The following is a 26,712-nucleotide window of genomic DNA, read 5'->3' on the forward strand; positions in this document are numbered from 1 at the left end:
GACGCTGAGCATTAGTAAAAGCGTAGCTTAAACAGAGACATTGTCAGTTCATCCGGCACGATTTACCTCGATGACCAGCCAATGATGAATAACGTTAACGATATACTGCTGTTGCTGCGCATTCAGCGGCACGCCCTGCGGGATGGCATGCCATTTGGCCAGACAGCCCCGACAGCAGGTTGCCGTGGCGTGCTGGGCGATAAAGACCGGATGGCCGCGCATCGGCGTCTGCTTGCCGTCATTCAACGGGTGCGCAGGCGCCAGCCGCTTTGCGACAAAATCGGCGGCATGACGATCGATAGTTTCCACGCCTTTATCCCAGCAGTATTGCCGCTCTTTAGGACCTAAGCGAAAGCGCGAGCGGAACGTGGAGCGGGCCAGGCGCGCGAATAAAGGATCTAACGTTGACATCAGTATACGGAACGTCCCAGACGTTTGGTGAGCTGCTCCAGCGCCGCCACGCCTGCCAGTGAATTTCCCGTCTCATCCAGCTCCGGGCTCCAGACGGCAATGGCCATCTCGTGCGGAACGATGGCCACAACCCCGCCGCCTACGCCGGATTTAGCCGGAAGCCCCACGCGCCAGGCAAATTCCCCGGCATTCTGATACATCCCGCTGGTCGCCATGAGGGCGTTAATCTGCCGGGCCTGCATCGGAGAGACAACGTCCTCGGCCAGGTGCGGGGCGTAGCCCTGATGCGCGAGGAACAGGAAGGTCTGCGCCAGCTCAACGCAGTTCATCTTCAGCGCGCAGTAGTGGAAATAGTTTTGCAGAACCGTGGCGACGTCGTTATGAAAATTGCCGAAAGACTTCATCAGCCAGGCAATGGCGGCGTTACGCGCGGAGTGTTCAAACTCAGAGCGCGCCACCACCGGATCGTAGGCGATGTCCTGCACCCCGGAAAGCTGACGCACAATTTCGAGCATCCGCTGACGCGGCGCGCTCAGCCGGCTTTGCAGCATATCGCACACCACCAGCGCACCGGCATTTATAAAGGGGTTTCGCGGCTTGCCCTGCTCAATTTCGAGCTGAAGAAGGGAGTTAAACGGCTGGCCGGAGGGATCTTTGCCTACCCGCTGCCAGATCTCCTGCTCGTCATACTGGCGCATGGCGGCAACCAGGCTAAGCACCTTTGAGATCGACTGAATGGAAAAACGCTCCAGCGCGTCTCCCGCCTGGAAACGCTGACCGTCTATCGTACAAATGGCGATGCCGAGCTTGTTACCGCTGACCGAGGCCAGCGCGGGAATGTAATCGGCAACCTTACCCTGCCCCAGTAATGGACGAACCTGCGCCAGAATATCGTCCAGCATCTCATTATGAATGACCGCAGCCACACTTTGCTCCTTGCCCTCAGGCTAAAACGGGCTGCGAGTATAACAGAGGCTTATATGTCGCGTCAGGCAGGGAGGCGAAAACGCGAGACGGCCTGCAGCAAAAGATCCGACTCCTGATGCAGGCGTTCCGATGCCCTTGACGCTTCAGCCACCAGCATATCCGTCTGACGCGAAACCTGGTTCAGCCCCTGGAGCTGACGCGTCATCTGATGAATGCTTTCCCCCTGATTCAGGGTAGCCATAGAAATATCGTTCAGCAGGCTGCTTAAGTTCGCCACCAGGCCGGTAACCTGCTGCAGGTTATCCTCCAGACGATTCACGACCTTAGAGCCCTCCTCAATGCCCTGCAGCGAGTGGTTAATCAGCGCCTGGATGGTTTGCGTGGAATGGCTGCTTTTTCTGGCAAGCAGCCCTACTTCCCGCGCCACCACCGCAAACCCGCGCCCCTGCTCCCCCGCATGGGCGGCTTCAATGGCCGCGTTGAGGGCCAGAATGTTGGTCTGAAACGCCACGCTGTCGATCATCGCGACGATCCCGCGCATCTCGGCGGATCGGTCGACGATCGTCTGCATAGACCCATTCACGGCAGACATCATTTGCTCTCCGCCGGCGGCGGCCTGTCGGGCATCATCGGCGCGCGTGCTGGCGAGTTTTGCATAGCCCGTATTCCCCTCAACGAGGGTTTCAAGATCGGCAATATGCGCGGTGACGTCTTCCAGCTCTTTGGCCTGCCGCGCCGACTGCTGATAAAGCTTCTGATTACCCTGCGCAAGCGATCCGATATTTTCCACCATCGCGGTGGTGGCCTCGCTGACCTGCGTCACCAGCTGCTGAAGCCCGTACTGCATGGCGGTAATACTGTCGCTGAGCTGGCCTATCTCCCGGTTGAAGCGCACCACGTCGTGCGGCGTGCCTGACAGGTCCCCTGCCGCAAGCAGATTAATATGCGCAATCAGGCGGCGCAGCGGGGTTATTACCCACTTCGCCATCCCGAACCAGACGGCGATGGCAATACCCAGCAGCACCAGCGGGGCAAACAGGAACAGCCGTTGCAGACCCGAAAGCTGGTCCATCAGCGACTGACGGCCCTTTGCCGCCCGCGTCTCGCTCTGAAGCTGGTAGCGGGCATAATTGTCGTTAAAATCGGTCTGAAAGGCCTGGGCTGGCACGGCGAAAAAGAGATCGATGCTGTTTGTTTTTACAAGCCCTTCCGCCTGCTCGCTTATCGCGCCGTAGAACAGCTGGTAGCTATTCACCAGCGCCTCGTCCCGGGGCGGATTAAGCGCGAGCCAGGCTTTCCACGCCTGCTGAGAAGCCGCCAGCGATTTTTGCGCTTCGTCCATCAGGCTATGCCAGCTCCCTTCCGAGCCGGTCTCTTTATCCTGCATGAAGTATACGCCGGAGCGGTTAAGCAGATCGCTTGCCGCCAGCAGGGTGACGCGCGCCTGATCCAGCTTACCCTGCTGCTGCAAGGCCAGCTGATTGCGCTGTTCGTTACGCTGGGCCTGATTCAGGGAGGCGGTAAGCAGAATGGAGGATGAGAGCTGCAGGGCGGAGAAAAGGCCAATAATACAAAAGATGCCGGTCAGCAGGCCAAACTGACGGGGAATAATGCGCGGCGCAACACGGCGATAAATTTGCGTTAGGTTCATCATTTTCTTCTATAACAATACGTTAGACGCGAGCGAGTCTACGAAACGAAAATGACAGAACCATTGCAGAATAATGACAGGGGTTGTTAAGCGCCGGGGGGCAGCCCTGCCACACCCGGCCTGAAAACTAGACGCGATCCTTCCACACCGTCTGCACGTTACAAAACTCATGCAGGCCAAAATGAGAAAGCTCCCGCCCGAAGCCGCTCTTCTTCACGCCGCCAAACGCCACGCGCGCATCGCTGGCGCTGTAGCCGTTGATAAACACCCCGCCGCACTCCAGCTCGCGGGAGAACGTCTCGGCCAGCGCCTCGTTCGCGGTAAAGACCGTCGCGGATAAGCCAAAGTCGCTGTCGTTCGCCAGATGCAGGGCGTGGGCAGCGTCCTTCGCCACGGTAATAGCGGCCACCGGACCAAACAGCTCCTGGCGGAAGGCCGTCATCTCCGGCGTGACGTCGCCGAGCACCGTTGGCGCATAATAGTTACCTGCGCCGGCAACCTTCTCCCCGCCAAGCAGCAGCGTTGCCCCTTCCGCCAGCGTCGCCTGCACCTGCTGGTGAAGTTCGTCGCGCAGGTCGAACCGCGCCATCGGGCCGAGGTAGGTCTGTTCCTCATCCGGCGCGCCCATTTTGAGCGCCGCTACCGCCTCAACGAAGCGACGGGTAAACTCTTGCGCAACACCTGCTTCCACAATAAAGCGTTTCGCCGCGGCGCAAACCTGCCCGGTATTCTGATAACGTCCGGCCACGGCAGCGTTAACGGCCAGATCCAGATCGGCATCGTTGAGGACGATAAACGGATCGGAGCCGCCAAGCTCAAGCACGCATTTCTTCAGCGCCGCGCCTGCCTGAGCGCCAATCGCCGCCCCTGCCCGCACGCTGCCGGTGACCGTCACCGCGGCGATACGGCGATCGTTAATCGCCTGGCTTACCCCGTCATTGGTGGCGTTCACCCAGCCAAAAACACCCGCCGGGAAACCGGCATCCGCGAACAGCTGCCCAATCAGCGCCGCCGAGCCGAGCACGTTTGGGGCATGTTTAAGCAGATAGCTATTTCCCGCCAGCAGGACCGGCACCGCACCGCGCAGCACCTGCCAGAGCGGAAAGTTCCAGGGCATCACCGCCAGAATCGGCCCCAGCGGACGATATTCAATGACGGCGTTTTCGACCTGGGTAGATTCAGGGCTCAGCATCGCCGGGCCGTGTTCTGCATACCAGTCACAAAGGCTGGCGGACTTGGCGACCTCCGCACGCGCCTGGGCAATCGGCTTGCCCATCTCCCGGGAGATGGTCTGGGCCATCTCCTCCGCGCGGTTACGCAGCGCCGCGCCGAGGTCGCGCAGCTTCTGCGCCCGGTGCGCCGCGCTCTCGCGTCGCCACTCGCGAAAAGCGGTATTCGCTTGGGCAATTGCGCGATCGACCTCCTGAGCCGTTGCCCACGGACGGGCTGCCAGCGTTTCGCCGGTCGCCGGGTTTACAGAGAGGGCATGGGTTGCAGGCGAATAGTTCATGATGTTCTCCACGTAATAACGGTTGATTCATTGTGGCCCACTCTGCTATTTCTTAAAAATGAATAATATTTACCACCCTGTTCACGAATCGAGAATGGCATGGACTTAACACAGCTTGAGATGTTTAACGCCGTCGCGCTGACGGGCAGCATTACCCAGGCGGCGCAGAAGGTGCATCGCGTACCGTCAAACCTCACCACCCGCATACGTCAGCTTGAAGCGGACCTCGGCGTGGCGCTGTTCATCCGCGAGAATCAGCGGCTGCGGCTTTCGCCCGCCGGGCACAACTTCTTGCGCTACAGCAAACAGATCCTGGCCCTGGTGGACGAGGCGCGCATGGTGGTCGCCGGCGATGAACCGCAGGGGCTGTTCTCTCTCGGCGCGCTGGAAAGTACCGCCGCCGTGCGCATTCCGGAAACGCTGGCGCGGTTCAACCAGCGCTATCCGCGCATACAGTTTGCGCTCTCCACCGGCCCCTCCGGGACGATGATTGACGGCGTGCTGGAAGGGACGCTCAGCGCCGCGTTTGTCGACGGGCCGCTCTCGCATCCGGAGCTGAAGGGCATGCCGGTTTACCGGGAAGAGATGATGCTGGTTACGCCTGCGGGACACGCGGAAGTGTCAAAAGCCACGCAGGTGAGCGGCTGCGACGTTTACGCCTTTCGCGCCAACTGCTCTTACCGTCGGCATCTCGAAAGCTGGTTTCATGCCGACCGCATAACGCCGGGGCGTATTCACGAGATGGAGTCATACCACGGGATGCTCGCCTGCGTGATTGCCGGAGCCGGCATTGCGCTGATGCCCCGCTCGATGCTGGAGAGCATGCCGGGGCACCATCAGGTGGCGGCGTGGCCGCTGGCGGAAAACTGGCGCTGGCTCACCACCTGGCTGGTGTGGCGTCGGGGGGCGATGACCCGCCAGCTTGAGGCGTTTATCGAGCTGCTGAACGAACGTCAGCCATCCGCGCCTTCTTCATAAACAGGCTCGCGGGTCAGGAGGCCAGCGTCAGCCGGGTATTCAGCTCTCCCAGCCGCGCGCGGGTCTCGTCGTCCAGCCGGTTGTCGGTGACGATATCCGTCAGGGTGTGCAGGTGCGCCACGTTAAACAGCGACCAGGCACCGTATTTGGAGCTGTCCGCCAGCAGCACGCGACGCTTAGCGTTGGCGATCAGATCGCGCTTCAGCGCCGCCTTCTCTTCCGTCGGGGAGGTGATCCCGCGGGTGATATCCCACCCGTTACAGCTGACGAAGGCCACGTCCGGCCAGACGTTTTGTAACAGCCGGCGGCCATGTTCACCGATACAGGACTGGCTGGAATCATCGATCCGTCCGCCGATAATCGTGACTTCAATCTGCTTAAACTCGGAGAGAAACAGCGCGATATGCAGGTCGCTGGTGATGACGCGCAGCGGCAGGTGCGTGAGCTGGCGCGCCAGTTCAATCATCGTGGTGCCCGCGTCCAGCACGACGGCATCCCCCGCCTTGACGAAACTTGCCGCCGCGCTGGCGATGGCATGCTTCTCCGCCAGGCTGCGCTGCATTTTTTCATGGGTCGTGGGCTGGGAAGGAATAAACCGGTTAAGGGTTACGCCGCCGTGGGTGCGGCTTATAACGCCCTCCTGGTCGAGCTTAATCAGATCCCGGCGGATCGTCGCCGGCGAGGCGTCGGTGATCGCCACCAGCTGGTCGACCGTCACCAGATTATGCCCTTTAAGGTAATCCATTATCTGCTCTAACCGGTTATATCCCTTCATCTTATTCCCGTGTGATTTGCATAGCTAACTGGATAGATACCGTCATGCTCTCGGACTTCGCCTTCCCGGTCCATGCGATATCGAACGCGGTACCGTGGTCTGCGGAGGTGCGGATAAACGGCAGCCCGGCGGTGATATTCACCCCATCATAAAAGCCGAGTAATTTTAACGGAATATGCCCCTGATCGTGATACATCGCAACGACCATGTCGTACATTCCTTCGTGGCATTGCATAAATACCGTATCCGGCGGACAAGGACCGGTAACGTTCAGCCCCTGCGCCTTCATCGCCTCGACGGCAGGCCCGACTATCCCAATCTCTTCATCGCCAAACAGGCCGTTTTCACCCGCATGGGGGTTAACCCCTGCCACCGCAATGCGCGGCTGCGCAAACCCCACGCGCCTGAGGAAGGTATCGGCAATGCCGATCACGGTTTTTACCCGATCCTCACTGAGCGTATCAAGGAATTTACGCAGCGCAATGTGGGTGGTGATATGTATGACCTTAAGTTTATCGGTGTATAGCACCATGGCGAAATCTTTACTGTTGGTCAGATGCGCCAGCAGCTCCGTGTGTCCCGGATAGTGATGCCCGGCCAGGTGCAGCGCCTCTTTGTTCAGCGGCGCTGTCGCGATGGCCTTTACCTCGCCCGCCATCGCCAGCGCGGTGGCGCGCCTGACGCAGCGATAAGCCAGGTCCCCCGCCTGGGCCTGCACAACGCCCGGCCTTAACCCGTCAGGATCGTCGAGCGGCTCGTCCAGCACGTTAATCACTCCCGGCGCAAACTGCGCATCGCTGACCTCACTGATAACGCGTATATCGGCATGGCCGGCAATACCCTGCTCAAGCACCCGCCGTAGCGTGCGGGCGCAGCCCACCACGACGACGGGCGCTCCCGAGAGTTCGTCCCCGGTGAGGGATTTGATAATGATTTCCGGGCCAATGCCTGCCGGGTCACCCATGGTTACTGCAATAATGTTAGTCACTCAGTCTCTCCTCGATAAAATGCAAAACCTCACGCAGCGTCTCTTCCCTTCCGAAGCCCCCTGCTTTGGTCATTACCGGCCGGTGCCAGGCGCACCCCAAAAACCTGCCGTAGGGGACGCAACGTGAAATGCGTCCCGTAATCTCAAACCCCTCTGCCCCGAGCGCGCTGGCCGCGGCCATTGCCACGTCGCCGCCCGAAACGTACAGCGCGTCCGGCGCCTGCGCGTTCAGCACGTCACGGGTCAGCGCGCCCAGATACGCACAAATCGTCTCCCCCAGCGCCGCGCGTGTCACGCCGTGTTCCCGGCAGAGCAATTCCACCTGATGCCGGGCCTCCAGGTCCGGACAGGTATGAACGATGCAGTGATGGCCCGCCCGAAGCGCCTGCGTTATCTGCGTGATGTAGCCTGATGCCGTGCCGGCCATAATGTCGTTCACGTCGATGAACACTGACGACACGCCGGGCGCTTTCAGGGCACAGGCAATCTGCTGCTGCGCGATTTCGCTCATCGAGCCCACTACCGCCAGAAGCTGCTTGCGCCGTACGGGTGCGAGATGGCGGGCCAGCGCATCACACAGCCCGGCAGACCCCACCAGCAGCGGCGTCTGCTCACACGACAGCGCGGCAGCGATAATGGCGTCAAGCTCGCCATCACTTTCCGCATCCACGACCAGTAACCCGTCTCCCTGCGCCAGCGCAGAGGTCAGGCCGTTTACCGTTACGGTTTTAACCGCCCGTCCGGGAAACAGATCGGCGACGCTTGCCGACGGGACCGGCGTTTTTGGATCGCTGGCAAATTCGGTTTCATTCACCGGAATACCGTTGACCAGACACCTGCCGTGGCGCGTGATGCGCCCGGCGGCGGGATACGCCGGGGCCACAATGACCTGCCGCTTGCCGCTCAACGCCATCAGTGCCAGCGTTTCTGCCGCCACGTTTCCGCGCAGCGTGGAATCCATCTTCTTAATCAGCCACGCTGCATCCACCGTTTCCGCGCCAAGCTGCGCGATCTTTTCCGCCGCCTCTGAGGCCCGTAGCGCCCGGGATTCAGTATTGATCGCCAGCGCCGCGGCGGGTGCGGTAAACGGGGTATGAAACGCCACGCACACTTTTTTTCCGCCAAGCGCCAGGCTGACCCCGGCATCGTTCGCCCCCGTAAAGTCATCCGCAACGACGACCACCTCTCTGTACAGGTTGTTCTCTTTCATCCCCACTCCGGGTTCATTCGTCCTGCTAATGATTATATTCAATCATGATTGATTATATGTGAGCAAGATCAAGTTAATCAGTTTGTGAATAAATTATAAATTTAGCCACACAATGACCATTCACCCTCTGATTTGAGCGAAATCAATCAAGCGTGGCAGGACAGGAGAACCATGTGGTAACGATCAACAGCACCATCATCAGCGGCGCAGGCGCCATTCCCGCCCTCAGGCCGCTGCTTGGCGATAAGCAACGCCTTTTACTGGTCACAGACCATAATATTGCGCGCCTGGAGGCGGCAAAGCAGATTGAAGCGATGCTTGAGGAGAACCACCGCAGCGTGACGATCGTCGACGGCGTACCGCCGGAGCCTTCGCATCATGACGTTAGCCAGCTGCTGAGCGGGTTAACCGGGGGATCGTTCGACCTCGTCATCGGCCTCGGCGGCGGCAGCGTACTGGACGTTGCCAAGCTGCTTTCTGTGCTTTGTCATCCGCACTCTCCGGGGCTGGAGGCGCTGCTGGCGGGCACTAAACCTGCGGTGCGCATCCCCTCCTTGCTGATTCCGGCCACGGCTGGAACCGGATCGGAGGCGACGCCGAACGCAATCCTCGCCATACCGGAGCAAAACACGAAGGTCGGAATTATCTCCCCGGTGCTGCTGCCCGATTACGTCGCCCTGTTCCCGGAGCTGACCACCAGCATGCCGGCGCATATCGCCTCGTCGACGGGCATAGACGCGCTGTGTCATCTGATTGAGTGCTTCACCTCTACGGTGGCGAACCCGGTGAGCGACAACGCCGCGCTGATCGGCCTGCACAAGCTGCTGAACCATATCGAAACCGCCTGCGCGGCGCCGGGAAATCTGCTGGCAAAGCTGGAGATGCTGTGGGCCTCGTATTACGGCGGGGTGGCCATTGCCCATGCCGGCACGCACCTGGTGCATGCGCTTTCCTATCCTCTCGGCGGGAAATATCACCTGCCGCACGGCGTGGCTAACGCCATTCTGCTGGCACCCTGCATGCGCGTGGTTCGCCCCCATTCGGTGGCGAAGTTTGCCCGGGTCTGGGATCTCGTTCCCGGTGCGGATACCGGACTGTCGGATGAGGACAAATCCCACGCGCTGGTGGATTACTTCGCCGCGCTGGTACGCAGGCTCGACCTGCCGGATAACCTGGAGACGCTCGGGGTACCGCGGGAGGATATCGCCTCCCTCAGCGACGCTGCCATCAACGTGAAGCGCTTAATGAATAACGCCCCTTGTCAGGTAGATCGCGACGAGGTGCAGGCCATTTACCGGACCCTGTTTCCCCAACATTGACTTCGAAGGAGTGAAAAATGCGTAACAAGATAAAGGGCGTGCTGACGGCCATCGTCACCCCCTTTGACGCTGACGGCGATCTTAATCTGCCGGGATTAAAACGGCAGATCGCGCGCCAGCTGGATGCCGGTAACGGTATCTTTTGCGGCGGTACCAACGGCGAGTTTTTCGTGCTGAATGAAGAAGAGAAAGTCGCCGTGACCCGCACCTGCGTCGACGCCGTTGCGGGACGCGCGCCGGTTGTGGCCCATATTGGCGAAATCTCTACCCGCGAGACCATTCGGCTCGGGAAACGGATTGCCTCCCTCGGCGTCGATGCCGTGTCGGTTATCACCCCTTACTTCGTGCCGCTGAAGCAGGACGAGCTGGTGGACCATTACACGGCTATCGCCGACGCGCTGAGCGTACCGATCTTTCTCTACAACATCCCGGCGCGCACCGGAAACACCATTGAACCTGAAACCGCCCGGACGCTTGCCGCACACCCCAACGTCATCGGCATCAAAGACAGTGCCGGAAGCCACGAAAGCCTGAGCGGATTTCTGAATGCCGTGAAAGACGTCGACGGATTCGACGTGCTGAACGGGCCTGACTCGCTGATCCATCAGGGGTTTGTAGAGGGCTGCTCCGCCTGTATTTCCGGGCTGGCGAACGTGGCCCCTGAGGCCATTAACGCCATCTGGTCGCGCTTCAGCGCGGGTGATATCGAGGGATCCCGCCTGGCACAGGAGCAAGTGACCCGCCTTCGCACCGGTTTGTACAGCGTCGCCTTCTCGCCCGCGGCGGTTAAGAAAGCGCTTCAGGTTATGGGAGAGGATGTCGGTGAGAGCCGCTACGCCGTGGCGTTTAACGAACAACAGCTTAATCAGATACGCCGGCTGGTGACAACGTCACTTAACTAACCGGCTAACGTTTCGTCAATAAGAATACCGGGTGCCGCAGGTGCCCAGGATTCACTCGCCCTGAAGAGAGGCAAAGATGAATAATTTTACCGCTGAAGATACCCTCATTATCGTCGGGATTGTGATTGCCTACATCCTGTTCACCACCTGGCTCACCTTCCGGATCCGCAGTAAAAACTCCGGAGACTTTATGGAAGGCTCCCGCGCGATGCCGGCGTTTATCGTCGGGATCCTGCTGATGTCCGAATATATCGGCGCAAAATCCACTATCGGTACGGCACAGGCGGCGTTCGAAGACGGGTTTGCCGCCTCCTGGTCGGTAATTGGGGCGGCTATAGGCTTTCCGCTATTTGGCCTGCTGCTCGTTAAGCGCATCTATAACACCGGGAAAATCACCATCTCGGGTGCCATTGCCGAAAAGTACGGTAACAGCACCAAAAACATTATCTCCATCATCATGATTTACGCCCTGCTGCTGGTTAACGTGGGGAACTACGTTAGCGGCGCAGCGGCTATCTCCACCGTGCTGAAGGTTAACCTGCCCGTGGCGGCGTTTATTACCGCTATCGTCAGTACCTTCTATTTTGCCTTTGGGGGCATGAAGGGAGTGGCCTGGGTGACCGTGCTGCACAGCGCTCTGAAGTACTTTGGCATTCTGGCTATCATGGGCTTTGCCCTGTCGAAAACCGGCGGCTTCACGCCCATGATCGAAAACATGCCGGACTTCTACTGGACGTGGGATGGCAATATTGGCGCGTCGACCATCTTCGCCTGGCTTATCGGCACCATCGGTTCAATCTTCTGCACGCAGTTTGTGATCCAGGCTATCTCATCCACCAAAGATGTTAATACGGCCAGGCGCTCCACCTGGGTCGCCTTCTTCTTCTGCCTGCCAATCGCGCTGGCGATTGCGGTTATCGGCGTGGCGGCAAAATACCTGCACCCCGAGATCGACAGCCTGTATGCGATGCCAGTCTTCCTTCAGGACATGAATCCGTGGCTCGCCGGTCTGGTAACTACCTCCCTTGTGGCCTCTATCTTCGTCAGCGTCAGTACCGTTGCGCTGGCCATTGCCTCTCTGGTGGTGAAAGACTTCTACGTGCCGATGCGCCACCCCACGCCCGAACAGGAGTTTAAGGCCACGCGCTGGATCTCCCTGCTGATTGGCTTCCTGCCGCTGATCTTCGTTCTGCTGGTGCCGGAAGTGCTTAAGCTCTCATTCTTCACCCGAGCGATACGTCTGTCGATTTCCGTTGTGGCCGTTATCGCCTTTTACGGCCCGTTCTTCCGCAGCGCCCGCGGCGCTAACGCCGGCCTGATTGGCGCCTGCGTGGTGACGTCGGTCTGGTATCTGCTGGGCGATCCGTTTGGCATTAACAATATGTATATCGCCCTGCTGACCCCGGCGGTCATTATGGTGATTGAACGTCTTATTCCGGGAAAAGCGAACGATAAAGCGCCCGCCCCCGTGCAAAATAATGGAGTCTGATATGTCTGTAACCGTAACCCGCGACGGCATCGTCCGATCGCTGCCACAGGATGTTCGTATGGAGACGGCCATGCTGCCTTCCTCGTGCCCACAAAACCATGCGGCAAACCTGCTGCCGCTGCCGGATGGGTCGCTGATGTGCGTCTGGTTCGGCGGCACCCAGGAGGGCATCGCAGATATCTCCGTGTGGGGAGCGCGGCTGGCGCCGCGCAGCGAGCGGTGGAGCGATGCGGTAAAACTCTCGGACGACCCGACTCGCTCCGAGCAAAACCCCGTCCTGTTCCTCGCGCCGGATAACGTGCTGTGGCTGCTGTGGACCGCTCAGATTTCCGGCAATCAGGACACGGCTATCGTGCGCTATCGCCGGTCAACGGATCTGGGCCAAACCTGGGGCGACATCGCTACCCTGCTCGACAAGCCGGGCACCTTTATCCGCCAGCCGATCGTGGTACTGGACAACGGGAACTGGCTGTTACCGGTGTTTTACTGCCGCACGCGGCCGGGAGAAAAATGGGTCGGGAATGATGACGTCAGCGCGGTGAAAATCTCTGAGGACCGGGGGAAAACCTGGCGCGACGTTGAGGTACCGGGAAGCCTGGGCTGCGTGCACATGAACATCACCCCGCTGCGCAACGGTACGCTGGTCGCCCTGTTCCGCAGCCGGTGGGCGGACAATATCTATTACAGCCAGTCGACCGACAGCGGCGAAAGCTGGTCGGTACCGGAGCCAACGACGCTGCCGAATAACAATTCATCGATTCAGGTGACGACCCTTGCCAGCGGTGAACTGGCGCTGGTGTTTAATCACATGAGCGCCGCCGGGGCGCTGGAGCGTCGGGCATCGTTGTACGATGAAATCGACGACGGTGATGGACGCAAAGAGCCCGAGGCGACGGGCGGGCGCACGGCGTTCTGGGGCGCGCCGCGCGCGCCGATGACGGTAGCCCTCTCCCCGGACGGCGGCAGAAGCTGGCCGTGGCAGCGTAATCTGGACGAGGGCGACGGCTACTGTATGACCAATAACTCGCTGGAAAAACTGAACCGTGAATATTCCTATCCGAGCATCAAACAGGGCCCGGATGGAGCGTTGCATATTGCCTACACCTTTTTCCGTCAGGCCATTAAGTACGTCCGGGTTACCCCGGAGTGGGTTAAGGAGACAGCATGATTATCGGCCATCTTAGCGCCCTGCCGCTGGCAGGGCTTCCGCCCGTGCTGCATGCCCTGCTGTCCCGTCCGGACTGCTCGCTACAGGCGCTGACGGCGCGGGATGACGGACGCTGGCAGCCGCAGGACGCCGCGTGGTTTTGCCATATCGGGCCCGCGCAAACGCAGCCGCGGGCCGGGAGGCACACGGAGTACCATCGTCAGTGGGCTGATATTCAGATTGTGCTGGCAGGCGAAGAGCGTATATACGCCGGGACTCTCCCCGTCGGGCAGCCGGGTGATGAAGAGCGAAAGCCGGATCTTTTCATCGCTGGGTCGGCTGAGCACGGCGCGGCGATCCGCCTCGGCGCGGGCGACTTTGCGGTTTTTTATCCCGGGGAGCCGCACCAGGCGCTGTGCGCCGTGACGGTGCCAGAGACCGTTCGTAAAGCGGTATTCAAAGTTCCGCGCGCGATGCTGGAGGGGTGATATGCGTCATGCCGTAGTTACCGGAGCCAGCTCCGGCATTGGGGAAGCCATCGTGAAACGGCTGCTGGCGGAAGGATGGCGGGTGACCGGATTAAGCCGGCGATCCGTCGCGCTGGACGCGCCTCATTTCACCAGCCTGAGCGTTGATATCAGCAAGCCCGATCGGCTTATTGCGGCATTACAGCCTCTCGCCCCGCCTCAGGCGGTGATCCACGCCGCGGGGATGATGGCGGCTGCGCCGCTTGGGCAGCTGGACAGCGACACCGGCTGCGCGCTCTGGCGGCTGAACGTACAGGCCTGTGAAGTGCTGTTTAACCATTTTGCCCCCGGCATGTCGTCCGGCGGTCGGTTTGTGGCGATCGGCAGCAGAACCTCGCGCGGTGCGGCGGGACGTTCCCAGTACGTTGCCACCAAAGCGGCGCTGGTGGGGACGATCAGAAGCTGGGCGGCGGAGCTGGCCCCGCGCGGCATCACCGCCAACGTGGTCGCCCCGGGAGCCACCGAAACGCCGATGCTCACGGCGCCCGGGCGGGAAACATCACCGGCAAAATGCCCCCCGATTGGCAGGCTTATCGCGCCCGGAGAAGTTGCCGGGCTGGTGAACTTTCTGCTGAGCGACGAGGCCGCCGCCATCACCGGACAGGAGATAGCGATCTGCGGCGGCGCTTCGCTGAGCTAGCGCAGGAAGATCCGCCCCTTCATATACAGCGTGGCCTGGCCGCCAATCAGCACGCGGTCGCCCTTCAGCTCGCAGCGCAGATCCCCGCCACGGGAGGAGACCTGGCGGGCCAACATCTGCGTTTTGCCAAGCTTTTCGCTCCAGTACGGGATCAGCATGCTGTGGGTTGATCCCGTTACCGGATCTTCCGGCACCCCTTCGCCCGGGCAGAAGAAGCGGCTAACGAAATCATAGTCGTCCCCCTTGGCCGTCACGCAGACCATTTTGCCCAGCGGAAGCATCGCCGGGATATCCGGCGTAAGGGACTCAACCTGCTGCTGGCTTTCAAGCACCACCATGTAATCGCGCCCTGCACGCACCTCTTTTGCCCCGCTAATGCCCAGCGCGCTGAACAGCGCCGCCGGTGGACGATCAACAACGTCGGCTGACCACGCCGGGAAATTCAGCGTCAGCCAGTCGCCGCTGCGTTTTACCGTCAGCTCACCGACAAAGCGCGTGGTAAACACGATCTCCGTGTGCGGATAATCCAGGTATTCGAATATCACATGGGAGGCCGCCAGGGTGGCATGTCCGCAGAGGTTTATCTCATCCTGCGTGGTAAACCAGCGCAGCTCAAAGCCCTCGTCCGTGCGCACGAAGAACGCCGTTTCCGACTGATTGTGCTGCTTTGCCATCTTCAGCAGCGTCTCATCCGGAAGCCACGCTTCCAGCGGGCAGACAGCCGCCGCATTGCCGCCGAACGCCCTGTCGCTAAAGGCGTCTACCAGATAAAAGTCAATTTCCTGCATCGTCTTACCTCTCTTATTCGTTTTCAGCGCAGAAATACGGTGCCTTTCAGATACAGCGTCGCCTGTCCGCCCATCAGCACCCGGTCGCCCCTGAGCGTGCAGCGTACGTCTCCCCCACGGGCGGAAACCTGACGCGCAAACAGCTCCGTTTTACCGAGCCTCTCGCTCCAGTAGGGTATAAGCATGGTGTGCGCGGAGCCGGTAACGGGATCTTCCGGTACGGCAACGCCCGGCGAGAAGAAGCGGCTGACAAAGTCATATTCCCCCTCGCACCGCGCGGTGACGGCCACCTTATGTTCGCCCGGGATCATGGCCGAGAAATCCGGCGTAACGGCTTCAACCTGCTCGCGGTTTTCCAGAACCAGCACCCAGGCCCGCCCTTTCCGGGCATCGACGCAGCGGCTGATGCCGAGCGCGGAGAGCATCTCCGGCGGCGGCGTCTGCGCCCGCGTCGGGCAGGCCGGGAAATCCAGCGTCATCCAGTCGCCCTCACGGCTGACGGTGAGGCACCCGGAGGCGGTATCAAAATGAATGCGTGAGTCCGGGTAATCCAGCTCGTTAAACAGTACGTACGCCGCGGCAAGCGTCGCGTGCCCGCAGAGATTGACCTCGGCGAGCGTGGTAAACCAGCGCAGCTCAATTCCCCCTTTCGTGCATACGAAAAACGCGGTTTCCGACTGGTTATGCTGCTGCGCCATTTGCAGCAGGGTCTCGTCCGGCAGCCACGCGTCAAGCGGACAGACCGCCGCCGGGTTGCCGCCAAAGGAGGACTCGCTGAAGGCATCCACCAGATAAAAATCAATCTCCTGCATTGTCCTGCCGCCTGTTTTTGCTGTGTATCCTTTATCTTCAGGTAAAACAGCCGCCTTCGCTACCGCTGCATGAAGGTAAATTTTGTGATTTGCATCACATAACGGTTGAGTTTTCGCCGTTTAAGGCCTTAAGATCGTCTCCTCATCTTTCAGGCAACGAATCCCAGATATCCCTATGACAACACACACGGTTTCCCGCAGGGTCGCGTGGCTGCGCGTGGTCACGCTCGCCATCGCGGCGTTCATTTTCAACACCACGGAATTTGTTCCGGTTGGGCTGCTGTCCGACATTGCAGCCAGCTTCAACATGGAAACGGCGCAGGTGGGCATTATGTTAACCATCTACGCCTGGGTAGTGGCGCTGATGTCTCTGCCGTTTATGCTGCTGACCAGCCAGATGGAACGGCGCAGGCTGCTGATTGGGCTGTTTGTGGTGTTTATTGCCAGCCACGTGCTGTCGTTTATGGCCTGGAACTTTACGGTGCTGGTTATTAGCCGCGTGGGCATTGCGTTTGCCCATGCCATTTTCTGGTCAATCACCGCGTCGCTCGCCATTCGTCTGGCCCCGGCGGGGAAACGCGCCCAGGCGCTGAGCCTGATCGCCACCGGCACGGCGCTGGCGATGGTGCTGGGCCTGCCGATAGGACGCATCGTGGGGCAATATTTCGGCTGGCGCACCACCTTCTTTGCCATCGGCATGGGGGCGCTGGTTACGCTGGTGTGCCTCATTAAGCTGCTGCCCGCGCTGCCGAGCGAACACTCCGGCTCGCTGAAAAGCCTGCCGCTGCTGGTTCGTCGCCCGGCCCTGATGAGCATCTATCTGCTGACCGTCATCGTGGTGACCGCCCATTACACGGCTTACAGCTATATCGAACCGTTCGTACAGGTTGTGGCGGGCTTTAGCGCGAATTTCGCCACCGTTCTCCTGCTGCTGCTGGGCGGCGCGGGCATTATCGGCAGCATCCTGTTTGGCAAGCTCGGCAACCAGCACGCTTCTGCCCTGGTGAGCAGCGCGATTGGCCTGCTGCTGGCGTGTCTGCTGCTGCTGATGCCTGCGGCAGGCAGCGAAAGTCATCTGGCGATCCTCTGCCTGTTCTGGGGCGTGGCGATCATGATTATCGGGCTGGGGATGCAGGTGAAGGTGCTGGCGCTGGCGCCGGACGCAACGGACGTGGCGATGTCGCTGTTCTCGGGAATTTTTAATCTGGGAATTGGTGCCGGTGCGCTGGTGGGGAATCAGATCAGCCTGCACGTGTCGATGTCGGCCATTGGCTACCTTGGCGCCATCCCGGCGCTGGTTGCGCTCGTCTGGTCGGTGCTTATCTTCCGTAAATGGCCGGTCGCGATGGAAGAACAGACCGGCCACGGTTAAGTTTGACGTGCCGGGTGGCGGCTTCGCCTTACCCGGCAACAGCATCAGTGATAGGTCTTAATAATCTCCAGCACGCCGTTAATAATAAACTGCACGCCCATACACACCAGCAGGAAGCCCATCAGGCGGGAGATGGCCTCAATACCGCCCTTGCCTACCCAGCGCATAATGGCCCCGGAGCTGCGCAGCGATCCCCAGACGATAACCGCGATCAGCGCGAAAATGATCGGCGGCGCAACGGTGATAACCCAGTCCGGGAAGGTGGAGCCGTCGCGCACCGTTGAGGCGGAGCTGATGATCATCGCAATCGTCCCCGGGCCAGCCGTGCTCGGCATGGCTAACGGCACAAAGGCGATGTTGGCGCTCGGCTCGCTTTCAAGCTCCTCGGATTTACTCTTAGCTTCCGGCGATTCATGCGCTTTTTGCGCCGGGAACAGCATCCGGAAACCTATAAAGGCCACAATCAGCCCACCCGCTATCCGCAACCCGGGGATGGAAATACCAAAGGTATTCATGACCAGCTGCCCGGCGTAATAGGCCACCATCATGATGGCAAAAACGTACACGGCCGCCATCCTCGACTGCCGGTTGCGCTCCGCGCTGTTCATGTTCCCCGCCAGGCCCAGAAAGAGCGCCACCGTGGTTAACGGGTTTGCCAGCGGCAGCAATACCACCAGCCCAAGACCAATTGCTTTAATCAAATCCAACATAATGCATCGCTGCCCTTATCCTTAATCAACTCCGCAATTATAGGGGGAAAACCTCGTCCTGAGCTATTCGCACGACGTAACCATTGTTTTCCCGCGCAACCAATAACCAGAGGCTATATGTATGATTTAAAAGCGCACAGAAAAAGTTCCTGAAGCGTTTTAGCAATTCGTGGCATCGGGCAATCCATTCAGTTGACTTATACTTGCCTGAGCAATAATATCTGCCGTGACTAAACTACTTGCCAGGGCAACCATTGTGAAAAGCACCAGTGATCTCTTTAACGACATAATCCCACTGGGTCGTCTTATTCATATGGTCAATCAGAAAAAAGATCGCCTGCTCAATGACTACCTGTCACCGCTGGATATCACCGCAACACAGTTCAAAGTGCTGTGTTCCATTCGCTGCGAAGTGTGTATCACGCCGGTTGAGCTGAAAAAGGTGCTCTCTGTGGATCTGGGTGCGTTAACCCGCATGCTGGATCGGCTCGTCTGCAAAGGATGGGTCGAACGAAGCCCTAACCCGAATGACAAACGCGGCGTGCTGGTGAAACTGACCAGCGACGGCGCGGCCATGTGTGAGCAATGTCATCAGCTAGTAGGACAAACACTGCACCAGGAACTGACAAAAAACTTAACGGCAGATGAAGTGGCAACGCTTGAGCTTTTACTCAAGAAAATACTGCCGTAAACAAAAAAAAGAGGTATGACGATGTCCAGACGCAATACTGACGCTATCACCATTCATAGCATTTTGGACTGGATCGAAGATAACCTGGAATCCCCGCTCTCCCTTGAAAAGGTGTCCGAGCGTTCAGGTTACTCAAAATGGCACCTGCAACGGATGTTCAAAAAAGAGACCGGTCATTCATTAGGTCAATATATTCGCAGCCGCAAGCTGACGGAAATTGCCCAGAAACTGAAAGAGAGCAATGAGCCGATCCTTTATCTGGCGGAACGTTATGGCTTTGAATCGCAGCAAACCCTGACGCGTACGTTCAAGAACTACTTCGACGTGCCGCCTCATAAGTACCGTATTACCAGCATGCCGGGTGAATCCCGTTATCTGTATCCGCTAAAACATTGCAGTTAATTTTCGCCTGTAAAGACGTAACCGAGGAAATCATGAAATTCATCGCCTCCGCCGCCCTCACCCTGCTGGTGCTGGTCTCCGGCCAGAGCTTCGCGGAGCAAACCCCCAGCGCGGCGCAGCAAAATAATCGTGACACGCTGATTATGCCGTCCGCACAAGGCCAGTCACCCTATGACTTTAACCACATGGGCGCTGGCAGCGACAAATCCGACGAACTGGGCGTGCCGTATTACAACCACGACCTGTGATTCGTTTTTGCCCCGCCGATGCGGGGCTTTTTTTTGCCTTAGCCCCGCACCCGCGAAGCCCGACGCACCCGCAGACCAAAAACGTTGATATACAGCCCGGCCATAATCAGCCCCGCACCCGCCAGCTGCAGCCCGCTGAGCGCTTCATCCAGCAAAAGCGCGGCGCTGGCAAGCCCGACTACCGGTACCAGCAGCGATAACGGCGCCACGCGCCAGGTTTCATAGCGGCCAAGCAGCGCCCCCCAGATGCCGTAGCCGATGATGGAGGCGACAAACGCCAGATAGACCAGCGATAAAATGGTCGTCAGGTCTATTTCCAGCAGGCTTTTCAGCATCGTCTCTGGCCCGTCCAGGATAAACGACGCGGCCATAAACGGCACAATCGGGATGAGCGCGCTCCAGACCACCAGCGACATCACCCCCGGGCGCGCCTCGTGCTGCATGATCAGCTTGTTGAAGATATTGCCGCACGCCCAGCTCAGCCCCGCCGCCAGGGTCAGCATAAAGCCCAGCAGGGCCACGTGCTGGCCGTTAAGGCTGGCCTCAATCAGCACCAGCACGCCAAACACCGCCAGGCTTATGCCTGCCAGCTGCTTACCCTGCAGCCGTTCGCCAAAGACAAACGCGCCGAGGATGATGGTAAAAAACGCCTGCGCCTGGAGCACCAGCGAGGCCAGGCCCGCAGGCATGCCGAATTTAATGGCGCAGAAAAGGAACGCAAACTGACCAAAGCTGATGGTGAGGCCGTAACCCAGCAGAAGCCTGAGCGGGATTTTCGGGCGGGCAACGAACAGCAGCGCCGGAAACGCCACCAGCAGAAAGCGCAGGCCGGCAAGCATCAGCGGCGGCATATTGTGCAACCCCATTTTGATGACCACAAAATTGAGTCCCCACACCACCACAACCAGCAACGCCAACAGCCCGTCTTTGCGCGTCATCTTCCGCCCCTGAATTATTAAATTTTTGTAAACACTTCAAGGTAACAGAAAAAATAGCGCAGCGAAAAGACGTTAATTCTGGTACCGGCAAGAAGCACTCGCGGATAAATTGGGTGCTATACAAGCTCCCGATCCCGTGATAATCCTGTCAGAACACAACAATAAAAGCATAAGCATTTGTCGGGCAGGAAAATGAAACCATCAATCAGGCGCTCAACCGCAGCGCTGCTGGCATCGTCATTGTTATTAACAATTGGCCGCGGGGCAACGCTGCCCTTTATGACCATTTACCTCACGCGCGTGTACGGCATGAGCGTGGAGAATATTGGCTATGCCCTCACCGTGGCGTTGACCATTGGCGTGGTGTTCAGCCTGGGATTTGGCATCCTGGCGGACAGGTTCGACAAAAAGCGCTACATGCTGATCGCCATCATGGCCTTTATCGCCGGGTTTGTGGCTATTCCGCTGGTGAATAACGTCACGCTGGTGGTGCTGTTCTTTGCCCTGATTAACTGCGCCTATTCCGTGTTCTCTACGGTGCTGAAGGCGTGGTTTGCAGACGTGCTGACGTCGGGCGAAAAGGCGCGCGTATTCTCGCTCAACTACAGCTTCCTGAATATCGGCTGGACCATCGGGCCGCCGGTTGGCACCCTGCTGGTGATGTACAGCCTACAGCTGCCGTTCTGGCTGGCGGCGTTTTGCGCTGCGCTGCCGCTCGGGTTTATCCATTTCTTCGTGCAGAAAAGCGTGGCGTCAGACAGCGTTGAGGAAAAGGCGCCGTGGCAGCCGTCGGTGCTGCTGAAAGACCGGGCGCTGCTCTGGTATACCCTCTCCGGCCTGCTGGCCTCCTACGTCGGCGGTTCCTTCGCCAGCTGTATTTCGCAGTATGTTCTGGCCGCGCACGCGGACGGCGATTTTGCCGAAAAGGTGGTGGCGGTGGTGCTGCCCGTCAACGCAGCGGTGGTGGTGACCCTGCAATACGCGCTTGGGCGCAGGATCACCGCCAGCAACATTCGTCCGTTAATGACTGTCGCAACGCTCTTTTTTATCCTCGGGCTGGGCGGGTTTATGCTCTCCGGGGAGAATCTGATCTACTGGGGGATCGCCGCGGCTATCTTTACGCTGGGTGAAGTTATCTACGCGCCGGGCGAATACATGCTGATCGACAATATCGCCCCGCCGGGCATGAAGGCGAGCTACTTCTCCGCGCAGGCGCTGGGCTGGCTGGGCGCGGCGGCGAACCCGATGATCACCGGGATTATCCTCACCCGTCTGCCGCACTGGTCGCTGTTTGTCATAATGATGGCCGCCATTATCGCGGCGTGGCTGATGATTTTGCGCGGGATGCGCGTCAGGGCGTGGTGCGAAGCGCCCAGGGTCGCGTAGCCACGGCAGGCCGGGTAAGGCGTAGCCGCTACCCGGCACTCGCGGTTAGTGGTGTAACATCTCCTCCACCACCTGCTCTTTGTACATCTCGTTCGGGTAGTAGGTCGGCCAGTTATCCATCTCTTTCAGCAGCGCCTCGTGAGAGGTATTGCCCATAAAGATATGGAAGTGTGAAGAGGGTTTCGGCCCGATGGTATGGTCGCTGAACTGCACGAACTTCGGGGCCTGGCTCGCGTTATCCTTGCACTCAAACAGGTAGCGCACGCCTTTTTTGCCGGAGGCGTAGGTCAGTATTTTGTAGCCGCTGTAGTCGTAGCGGCAGCTGCTCACCGTGCTGCCCCTATGAAACTCCATCACGTTGTTTTCAATGCCGATGGAGTCCACGTCCGTGGCGTAGCCCGTGCGGTAGTAGGCTTTTATCTCATCAGCGGACTTCTCGCCCTTCCGGGCTTTCTTTTTGAAAACCGGATCCAGCGAGCCGTCGAGCAGGAACGGATAAACCGACTGCCAGGTCCCGTCCCAGTCAGACAGCTTTCTGTCCCTGACGTCTTTATCCTCAAAGACGCCGTTTGCCGCCTTCTGTTCCGCCTCGGTCATCTGATGACCGTGCGAGTGGGCAAAAAGCGAGCCGCTGACCAGCAGCGTTCCCAGAGCCAGCGCAATTTTTCCAGCATGTGCAGCCAAAGCAAAACCCTCATTCCGTGTTATTAGAATGAGAATGTTATAGTATAACATTTCAGATCGCAACCAGTCCGCGCACGCCCTCCTGCGCCATATTTTCCCCGCGCCCGTGCTGGACGATACTGCCGCGCGACATCACCAGATAGCTGTCGGCCAGCTCCGCGGCAAAATCGTAAAACTGCTCGACCAGCAGGATCGCCATATCTCCCCGGCTGGCGAGGCTGCGGATCACCTGCCCAATCTCCTTAATCACCGATGGCTGAATGCCTTCGGTGGGTTCATCCAGAATCAGCAGCCGCGGGCGGCTTGCCAGCGCGCGCCCAATCGCCAGCTGCTGCTGCTGGCCGCCGGAAAGATCGCCGCCGCGACGGTGCTTCATCTCCTTCAGCACCGGGAAAAGCTGCCAGATCTCCTCCGGTACGCCTTTCGCGTTACGCGCGGAAAAGCGCGACAGCCCCATCAGCAGGTTTTCCTCAACGGTCAGACGCGGGAAAATCTCGCGCCCCTGCGGAACATACGCCACGCCGGACTGCACCCGCTGGTGCGGCTTACTGTGGGTGATGGTTTGCCCCTGCCAGACCACCTCCCCGGTTTTCACCGGGATCAGCCCCATCAGACACTTCAGCAGCGTGGTTTTACCCACCCCGTTGCGCCCCAGCAGACAGGTGATTTCCCCGGTCACGGCCTCAAAGCTTACCCCGCGCAGAATATGGCTTCCGCCGTAGTACTGATTCAGTTCGTTAACCTGCAACATGACCTCTCCTTAGCGTCCCAGATAGACGTCAATCACCTGCTCGTTGGCCTGCACCTCGCGAAGCGAACCTTCCGCCAGCACGCGTCCCTGATGCAGCACCGTGACGCGATCGGCGATGGTTTCGACAAACCCCATATCGTGCTCAACCACCATCAGGGAATGCCTGCCTGCCAGGGTACGGAACAGCTCGGCGGTGTATTCCGTTTCCGCATCGGTCATCCCCGCGGCGGGCTCGTCCAGCAGCAGCAGATGCGGATCCTGCACCAGCAGCATGCCGATCTCCAGAAACTGCTTCTGCCCGTGGGAAAGCAGCCCGGCGCGACGGTCGCGCTCGCTGCCAAGCCGCAGCAATACCAGCATCTCGTCAATGCGGTCGCGCTGCTCGCCGCTGAGGGTGGCCCGCAGGCTCGCCCAGACGGACCTGTCGGCCTTCATGGCGATTTCAAGATTTTCCCATACCGTCAGCGCCTCAAAGACGGTCGGTTTTTGAAACTTACGGCCAATTCCCCGGCGGGCAATGGCCGCTGGCTCAAGCGCGGTCAGGTCAACAGACTGATCGTAAATGGCTTTTCCGCTTTTTGGCCGCGTTTTGCCGGTAATCACGTCCATCAGCGTGGTTTTGCCCGCGCCGTTAGGCCCAATCACGCAGCGTAGCTCGCCCACGCCGATGTTCAGCGAGAGGTCGGTCAGCGCCTGAAAGCCGTCGAAGCTGACGCTGATGGCCTCGAGCTGCAATACCGGATCGGTCTGCTCGCGGTAACGATCCCCGGGTAGCTGACGGGTAAAAAGCCCTTCTGAAGGCTGCATTATTTCTCCCCCTTACGAAACAGGCCGTATACGCCGCGCGGCAAGAACAGCGTGACGGCGATGAAAATCAGCCCCAGAAACAGCTGCCAGTACTCCGGCATCGCCACGGTGAAAACGCTCTTCGCGCCGTTAACCAGCGCCGCGCCAATCACCGGGCCCACCAGCGTGCCGCGCCCGCCCAGCGCCACCCAGATGGCCGCTTCAATCGAGTTCGTTGGCGACATCTCTCCCGGGTTGATAATGCCCACCTGCGGAACGTACAGCGCCCCCGCCAGGCCGCACAGCACGGCAGAGAGCGTCCATACCAGCAGCCTGAACCCGCGCGGATCGTAGCCGCAAAAGGTCAGACGGTTTTCCGCATCGCGCACCGCGGTCAAAATCCGGCCAAATTTGCTCTTCGCCAGCGCATAGCCTGTGCCCAGCGCCAGCATCAGCAGCAATACCGTCGCGAGGAACAGCGCGATCCGCGTGGTGGTCGCCGTAACGGAAAACCCGAGCAGCGTGGTAAAGCCGGTAAAGCCGTTGTTGCCGCCAAAGCCGGTTTCGTTGCGAAAGAACAGCAGCATGCCCGCATAGGTCAGCGCCTGGGTCATGATGGAGAAATAGACCCCTTTGATCTTCGAGCGGAAGGCAAACCAGCCGAAGACCAGCGCCAGCAGGCCGGGGACCGTCACGATCAGGACCAGCGCCCAGGCAAAATGCTGCGTTCCCCACCAGAACCAGGGCAGCTCGCTCCAGGAGAGAAACGACATAAACGCGGGCAGGCCGTCCCCTGCCGCCTGGCGCATCAGGTACATCCCCATCGCATAGCCGCCCAGCGCGAAAAATAAGCCGTGCCCCAGCGAGAGCATCCCGGCATAGCCCCACACCAGGTCGAGAGCCACGGCAACCACCGCGTAGCAGAGGATCTTGCCGATGAGGGTCAGCATCCACGTGGAGATCGCTAGCGGATGCGCGGCGGGCAGCAGCGCGAGAAACGGCAGCACCAGCAGCGCCGCTGCCAGCAGGCTGCCGACAATTTGGGTGGTACGCGGCGCGCGGCGCGCCAGCGTTAAGGTCAGCGGCTGGCTCATCAGTCTGTCACCCTCCCTTTAAGCGCGAATAACCCCTGCGGACGTTTCTGGATAAACAGAATAATCGCCACCAGAATCACGATTTTGCCCAGCACCGCGCCCATCTGCGGCTCAAGAATTTTATTGAAGATCCCAAGGCCAAAGGCCGCCGCCACGCTACCGGCCAGCTGGCCGACGCCGCCCAGCACCACCACCAGGAACGAATCGATGATGTACCCCTGGCCCAGCTCCGGCCCCACGTTCCCCAGCTGGGATAACGCCACGCCGCCCAGCCCGGCAATGCCGGAGCCAAGGCCAAAGGCCAGCATATCCACATGCCCGGTCGGCACGCCGCAGCATGCCGCCATGCTGCGGTTTTGCGTCACGGCCCGCACGTTGAGGCCAAGACGCGTTTTGTTCAGAATCAGCCAGGTGAAGAACAGCACCAGCAGCACAAAGCCGAGCACCACGATGCGGTTCCACGGCAGCGTCAGGTTGGCAAAAACCTGCACGCCGCCGGAAAGCCAGGCCGGGTTTGCCACCTCGAGGTTTTGTGCGCCAAAGGTCATGCGCACCAGCTGGATGAGCATCAGGCTGATCCCCCAGGTGGCGAGCAGGGTTTCCAGCGGGCGGCCATACAGGTGGCGGATCACCGTGCGCTCCAGCACCATCCCGATACCGGCCGTCAGGCAAAACGCCACCGGCAGCGCCACCAGCGGATACATCGCCAGATAATGAGGCATCCACTGCGCCATCAGCTGCTGCACCATCCAGGTGGCATACGCCCCGAGCATCAGCATCTCGCCGTGCGCCATGTTGATCACGCCCAGCAGGCCATAGGTGATGGCAAGCCCGAGCGCCGCCAGCAGCAGCACCGACCCCAACGACAGGCCCATAAACGCCTGCCCCAGCAGCTCGCCCCACATCAGGCGGTGCTGAATACGCTCCAGGCTCCCTGCAGCCGCGGCGCGCACCCGCGCATCCGGCTCGGCTTGCGCCTGGGTAAACGGCGCCAGCGCGGCCTGCACGTCCGGATCGTCGGACTCGCCCAGCAGCTCAACCGCCCTCAGCCGCGTTTCAGCCTGCGGACTCGCCAGCTGGAGATTCGCCAGCGCCAGCCTTAGCGACTGCCGGGTAATTTCGTCCGTTTCGCTGCTGGCCCGCCGTTGCAGAAAATCGAGCATGTCCGGCTGCGCGCCGCGCTGGAGCTGCCTCGCGGCGGCGCGCCTTTCCGTGACGCTGTCACTCACAAGCTGATGCGTCGCCAGCGCCGTAGCGGCTAACGATCGCAGCCGGTTGGTCAGGCGCACGGCTTTGGTGGTCCCTTCGGCGGTTTGTGATGCCCCAAGCCCTGTCAGCTCGCCGTCGATGCGCGCAAAGGCATGCTTTCGGCTGTCGGTGAACAGGTTCTCTTTTTGCAGCGCCGCAAGCAGCGGCAAACGGGCAGGTTCCGGCGCGGTTGCCCACCGGGCGAGCATAGCGGCCTGCTGGCTGCGGTTTGCGGCAACGAAATCATCGGCATCCGTTGCCGCAGCCATCCCTGGCAGCAGTCCGGCAAGCCACACTATCGCTATCATCATGCGCATCGCGTTCATGG

General features: G+C 59.9%; 28 protein-coding genes. 12 read left to right on the top strand and 16 right to left on the bottom strand.

The genetic code is table 11. The features are described 5' to 3' along the window. Nucleotides 1-48: 48 nt before the first annotated feature. The 4 genes from OWK27_RS00480 to sad form a co-directional block, all read right to left on the bottom strand. Nucleotides 49-411 carry a DUF4186 domain-containing protein gene (locus tag OWK27_RS00480; RefSeq protein ID WP_148419532.1) on the bottom strand — a complete coding sequence of 121 codons (363 nt, stop codon included), beginning with the start codon at nt 409-411 and terminating at the stop codon, nt 49-51. After that, nucleotides 411-1,337 (bottom strand): glutaminase B, encoded by a 927-nt coding sequence (glsB, locus tag OWK27_RS00485; RefSeq protein WP_193355119.1) that lies wholly within the window; start codon nt 1,335-1,337, stop codon nt 411-413. Before glsB ends, OWK27_RS00480 begins: the two co-directional genes overlap by 1 nt. Before the next feature lie 62 nt (nt 1,338-1,399). Further along, nucleotides 1,400-2,989 carry a methyl-accepting chemotaxis protein gene (locus OWK27_RS00490; RefSeq protein ID WP_267589750.1) on the bottom strand — a complete coding sequence of 530 codons (1,590 nt, stop codon included), beginning with the start codon at nt 2,987-2,989 and terminating at the stop codon, nt 1,400-1,402. Between the two features lie 127 nt (nt 2,990-3,116). Next, a complete protein-coding gene (gene sad / locus OWK27_RS00495) occupies nt 3,117-4,499 on the bottom strand; it encodes a succinate-semialdehyde dehydrogenase (protein WP_267589526.1) in 1,383 nt (460 codons plus the stop codon). Between the two features lie 99 nt (nt 4,500-4,598). Here sad and ptrR point away from each other — a divergent pair, with 99 nt between their 5' ends. Further along, complete coding sequence (gene ptrR / locus OWK27_RS00500) at nt 4,599-5,477, top strand: putrescine utilization regulator PtrR (RefSeq protein WP_267589527.1); 879 nt, start codon at nt 4,599-4,601, stop codon at nt 5,475-5,477. Nucleotides 5,478-5,490: 13 nt separating this feature from the next. Here the strand turns inward: ptrR and OWK27_RS00505 are convergent, their stop codons facing one another. The 3 genes from OWK27_RS00505 to dtnK are packed head-to-tail and all read right to left on the bottom strand — an operon-like array spanning nt 5,491 to nt 8,450. Next, entirely contained in the window at nt 5,491-6,252 is a 762-nt protein-coding gene (locus OWK27_RS00505; protein ID WP_193355116.1) for a DeoR/GlpR family DNA-binding transcription regulator, read from the bottom strand. A gap of 1 nt (nt 6,253) precedes the next feature. After that, nucleotides 6,254-7,240 carry a D-threonate 4-phosphate dehydrogenase gene (locus OWK27_RS00510; RefSeq protein ID WP_267589528.1) on the bottom strand — a complete coding sequence of 329 codons (987 nt, stop codon included), beginning with the start codon at nt 7,238-7,240 and terminating at the stop codon, nt 6,254-6,256. Then, nucleotides 7,233-8,450, bottom strand: coding sequence for a D-threonate kinase (gene dtnK, locus OWK27_RS00515; RefSeq protein WP_267589529.1), 1,218 nt, complete (start codon nt 8,448-8,450; stop codon nt 7,233-7,235). The genes OWK27_RS00510 and dtnK overlap by 8 nt, the downstream gene beginning before the upstream one ends. A gap of 173 nt (nt 8,451-8,623) precedes the next feature. Between dtnK and OWK27_RS00520 the strand changes: the two genes are divergently transcribed. The 6 genes from OWK27_RS00520 (at nt 8,624) to OWK27_RS00545 (ending at nt 14,474) form a co-directional block, all read left to right on the top strand. After that, the gene (locus OWK27_RS00520) at nt 8,624-9,769 is read left to right on the top strand and encodes an iron-containing alcohol dehydrogenase (RefSeq protein ID WP_267589530.1); all 1,146 of its coding nucleotides are present in this window, start codon (nt 8,624-8,626) and stop codon (nt 9,767-9,769) included. A gap of 17 nt (nt 9,770-9,786) precedes the next feature. Next, the gene (locus tag OWK27_RS00525; RefSeq protein WP_267589531.1) at nt 9,787-10,671 is read left to right on the top strand and encodes a dihydrodipicolinate synthase family protein; all 885 of its coding nucleotides are present in this window, start codon (nt 9,787-9,789) and stop codon (nt 10,669-10,671) included. 76 nt (nt 10,672-10,747) lie between these two features. After that, nucleotides 10,748-12,160, top strand: coding sequence for a sodium:solute symporter family protein (locus OWK27_RS00530; RefSeq protein ID WP_267589532.1), 1,413 nt, complete (start codon nt 10,748-10,750; stop codon nt 12,158-12,160). A gap of 1 nt (nt 12,161) precedes the next feature. Then, the gene (locus OWK27_RS00535) at nt 12,162-13,328 is read left to right on the top strand and encodes a sialidase family protein (protein ID WP_267589533.1); all 1,167 of its coding nucleotides are present in this window, start codon (nt 12,162-12,164) and stop codon (nt 13,326-13,328) included. Then, a complete protein-coding gene (locus tag OWK27_RS00540) occupies nt 13,325-13,795 on the top strand; it encodes a YhcH/YjgK/YiaL family protein (RefSeq protein WP_267589534.1) in 471 nt (156 codons plus the stop codon). The genes OWK27_RS00535 and OWK27_RS00540 overlap by 4 nt, the downstream gene beginning before the upstream one ends. Before the next feature lies 1 nt (nt 13,796). Continuing rightward, nucleotides 13,797-14,474, top strand: coding sequence for an SDR family NAD(P)-dependent oxidoreductase (locus tag OWK27_RS00545; RefSeq protein WP_193355108.1), 678 nt, complete (start codon nt 13,797-13,799; stop codon nt 14,472-14,474). Here OWK27_RS00545 and OWK27_RS00550 read toward each other — a convergent pair. Both OWK27_RS00550 and OWK27_RS00555 read right to left on the bottom strand, forming a co-directional pair. Next, a complete protein-coding gene (locus OWK27_RS00550; protein ID WP_267589535.1) occupies nt 14,471-15,262 on the bottom strand; it encodes a PhzF family phenazine biosynthesis protein in 792 nt (263 codons plus the stop codon). The two genes, OWK27_RS00545 and OWK27_RS00550, sit on opposite strands and share 4 nt — an antisense overlap. A gap of 23 nt (nt 15,263-15,285) precedes the next feature. Further along, nucleotides 15,286-16,074 carry a PhzF family phenazine biosynthesis protein gene (locus OWK27_RS00555; RefSeq protein ID WP_267589536.1) on the bottom strand — a complete coding sequence of 263 codons (789 nt, stop codon included), beginning with the start codon at nt 16,072-16,074 and terminating at the stop codon, nt 15,286-15,288. Nucleotides 16,075-16,249: 175 nt separating this feature from the next. On the opposite strand from OWK27_RS00555, the gene OWK27_RS00560 reads away from it, so the two are divergent. Further along, nucleotides 16,250-17,446 (top strand): sugar transporter, encoded by a 1,197-nt coding sequence (locus OWK27_RS00560; protein ID WP_267589537.1) that lies wholly within the window; start codon nt 16,250-16,252, stop codon nt 17,444-17,446. Nucleotides 17,447-17,490: 44 nt separating this feature from the next. On the opposite strand, the gene OWK27_RS00565 is transcribed toward OWK27_RS00560, so the two are convergent. Then, nucleotides 17,491-18,156: a MarC family NAAT transporter gene (locus OWK27_RS00565; RefSeq protein WP_267589538.1), complete on the bottom strand. Its 666-nt coding sequence runs from the start codon at nt 18,154-18,156 to the stop codon at nt 17,491-17,493. A 256-nt stretch (nt 18,157-18,412) separates the two neighbouring features. Between OWK27_RS00565 and marR the strand changes: the two genes are divergently transcribed. From marR to marB, 3 genes are read left to right on the top strand one after another with little or no spacing between them, the layout of a single operon-like run. After that, nucleotides 18,413-18,847 carry a multiple antibiotic resistance transcriptional regulator MarR gene (marR, locus tag OWK27_RS00570; protein ID WP_003857182.1) on the top strand — a complete coding sequence of 145 codons (435 nt, stop codon included), beginning with the start codon at nt 18,413-18,415 and terminating at the stop codon, nt 18,845-18,847. Nucleotides 18,848-18,868: 21 nt separating this feature from the next. Then, nucleotides 18,869-19,249 carry an MDR efflux pump AcrAB transcriptional activator MarA gene (gene marA / locus OWK27_RS00575; protein WP_001303241.1) on the top strand — a complete coding sequence of 127 codons (381 nt, stop codon included), beginning with the start codon at nt 18,869-18,871 and terminating at the stop codon, nt 19,247-19,249. Between the two features lie 32 nt (nt 19,250-19,281). Continuing rightward, complete coding sequence (gene marB, locus OWK27_RS00580) at nt 19,282-19,497, top strand: multiple antibiotic resistance protein MarB (RefSeq protein WP_148419524.1); 216 nt, start codon at nt 19,282-19,284, stop codon at nt 19,495-19,497. A gap of 38 nt (nt 19,498-19,535) precedes the next feature. Here the strand turns inward: marB and eamA are convergent, their stop codons facing one another. Next, nucleotides 19,536-20,435, bottom strand: coding sequence for an O-acetylserine/cysteine exporter (gene eamA / locus OWK27_RS00585; RefSeq protein WP_267589539.1), 900 nt, complete (start codon nt 20,433-20,435; stop codon nt 19,536-19,538). 192 nt (nt 20,436-20,627) lie between these two features. On the opposite strand from eamA, the gene ydeE reads away from it, so the two are divergent. Next, nucleotides 20,628-21,821: an efflux MFS transporter YdeE gene (gene ydeE / locus OWK27_RS00590; protein WP_267589540.1), complete on the top strand. Its 1,194-nt coding sequence runs from the start codon at nt 20,628-20,630 to the stop codon at nt 21,819-21,821. 45 nt (nt 21,822-21,866) lie between these two features. On the opposite strand, the gene zinT is transcribed toward ydeE, so the two are convergent. Genes zinT through urtB form a run of 5 tightly spaced genes read right to left on the bottom strand, consistent with a single transcriptional unit; the run spans nt 21,867 to nt 26,710 of the window. Next, nucleotides 21,867-22,505 carry a metal-binding protein ZinT gene (gene zinT, locus OWK27_RS00595; protein WP_148419521.1) on the bottom strand — a complete coding sequence of 213 codons (639 nt, stop codon included), beginning with the start codon at nt 22,503-22,505 and terminating at the stop codon, nt 21,867-21,869. A 52-nt stretch (nt 22,506-22,557) separates the two neighbouring features. After that, entirely contained in the window at nt 22,558-23,256 is a 699-nt protein-coding gene (gene urtE / locus OWK27_RS00600; RefSeq protein WP_242172813.1) for an urea ABC transporter ATP-binding subunit UrtE, read from the bottom strand. 9 nt (nt 23,257-23,265) lie between these two features. Further along, entirely contained in the window at nt 23,266-24,063 is a 798-nt protein-coding gene (gene urtD, locus OWK27_RS00605) for an urea ABC transporter ATP-binding protein UrtD (RefSeq protein WP_193355100.1), read from the bottom strand. Further along, the gene (urtC, locus tag OWK27_RS00610) at nt 24,063-25,136 is read right to left on the bottom strand and encodes an urea ABC transporter permease subunit UrtC (protein WP_193355099.1); all 1,074 of its coding nucleotides are present in this window, start codon (nt 25,134-25,136) and stop codon (nt 24,063-24,065) included. The genes urtD and urtC overlap by 1 nt, the downstream gene beginning before the upstream one ends. Further along, on the bottom strand, nt 25,136-26,710 hold the full coding sequence (gene urtB, locus OWK27_RS00615) for an urea ABC transporter permease subunit UrtB (RefSeq protein WP_267589541.1): 1,575 nt from the start codon (nt 26,708-26,710) through the stop codon (nt 25,136-25,138). The genes urtC and urtB overlap by 1 nt, the downstream gene beginning before the upstream one ends. Nucleotides 26,711-26,712: the final 2 nt, after the last annotated feature.

It is taken from the genome of Enterobacter cloacae complex sp. 2022EL-00788, assembly GCF_026627565.1.
Classification (GTDB): Bacteria; Pseudomonadota; Gammaproteobacteria; order Enterobacterales; family Enterobacteriaceae; genus Enterobacter; species Enterobacter pasteurii.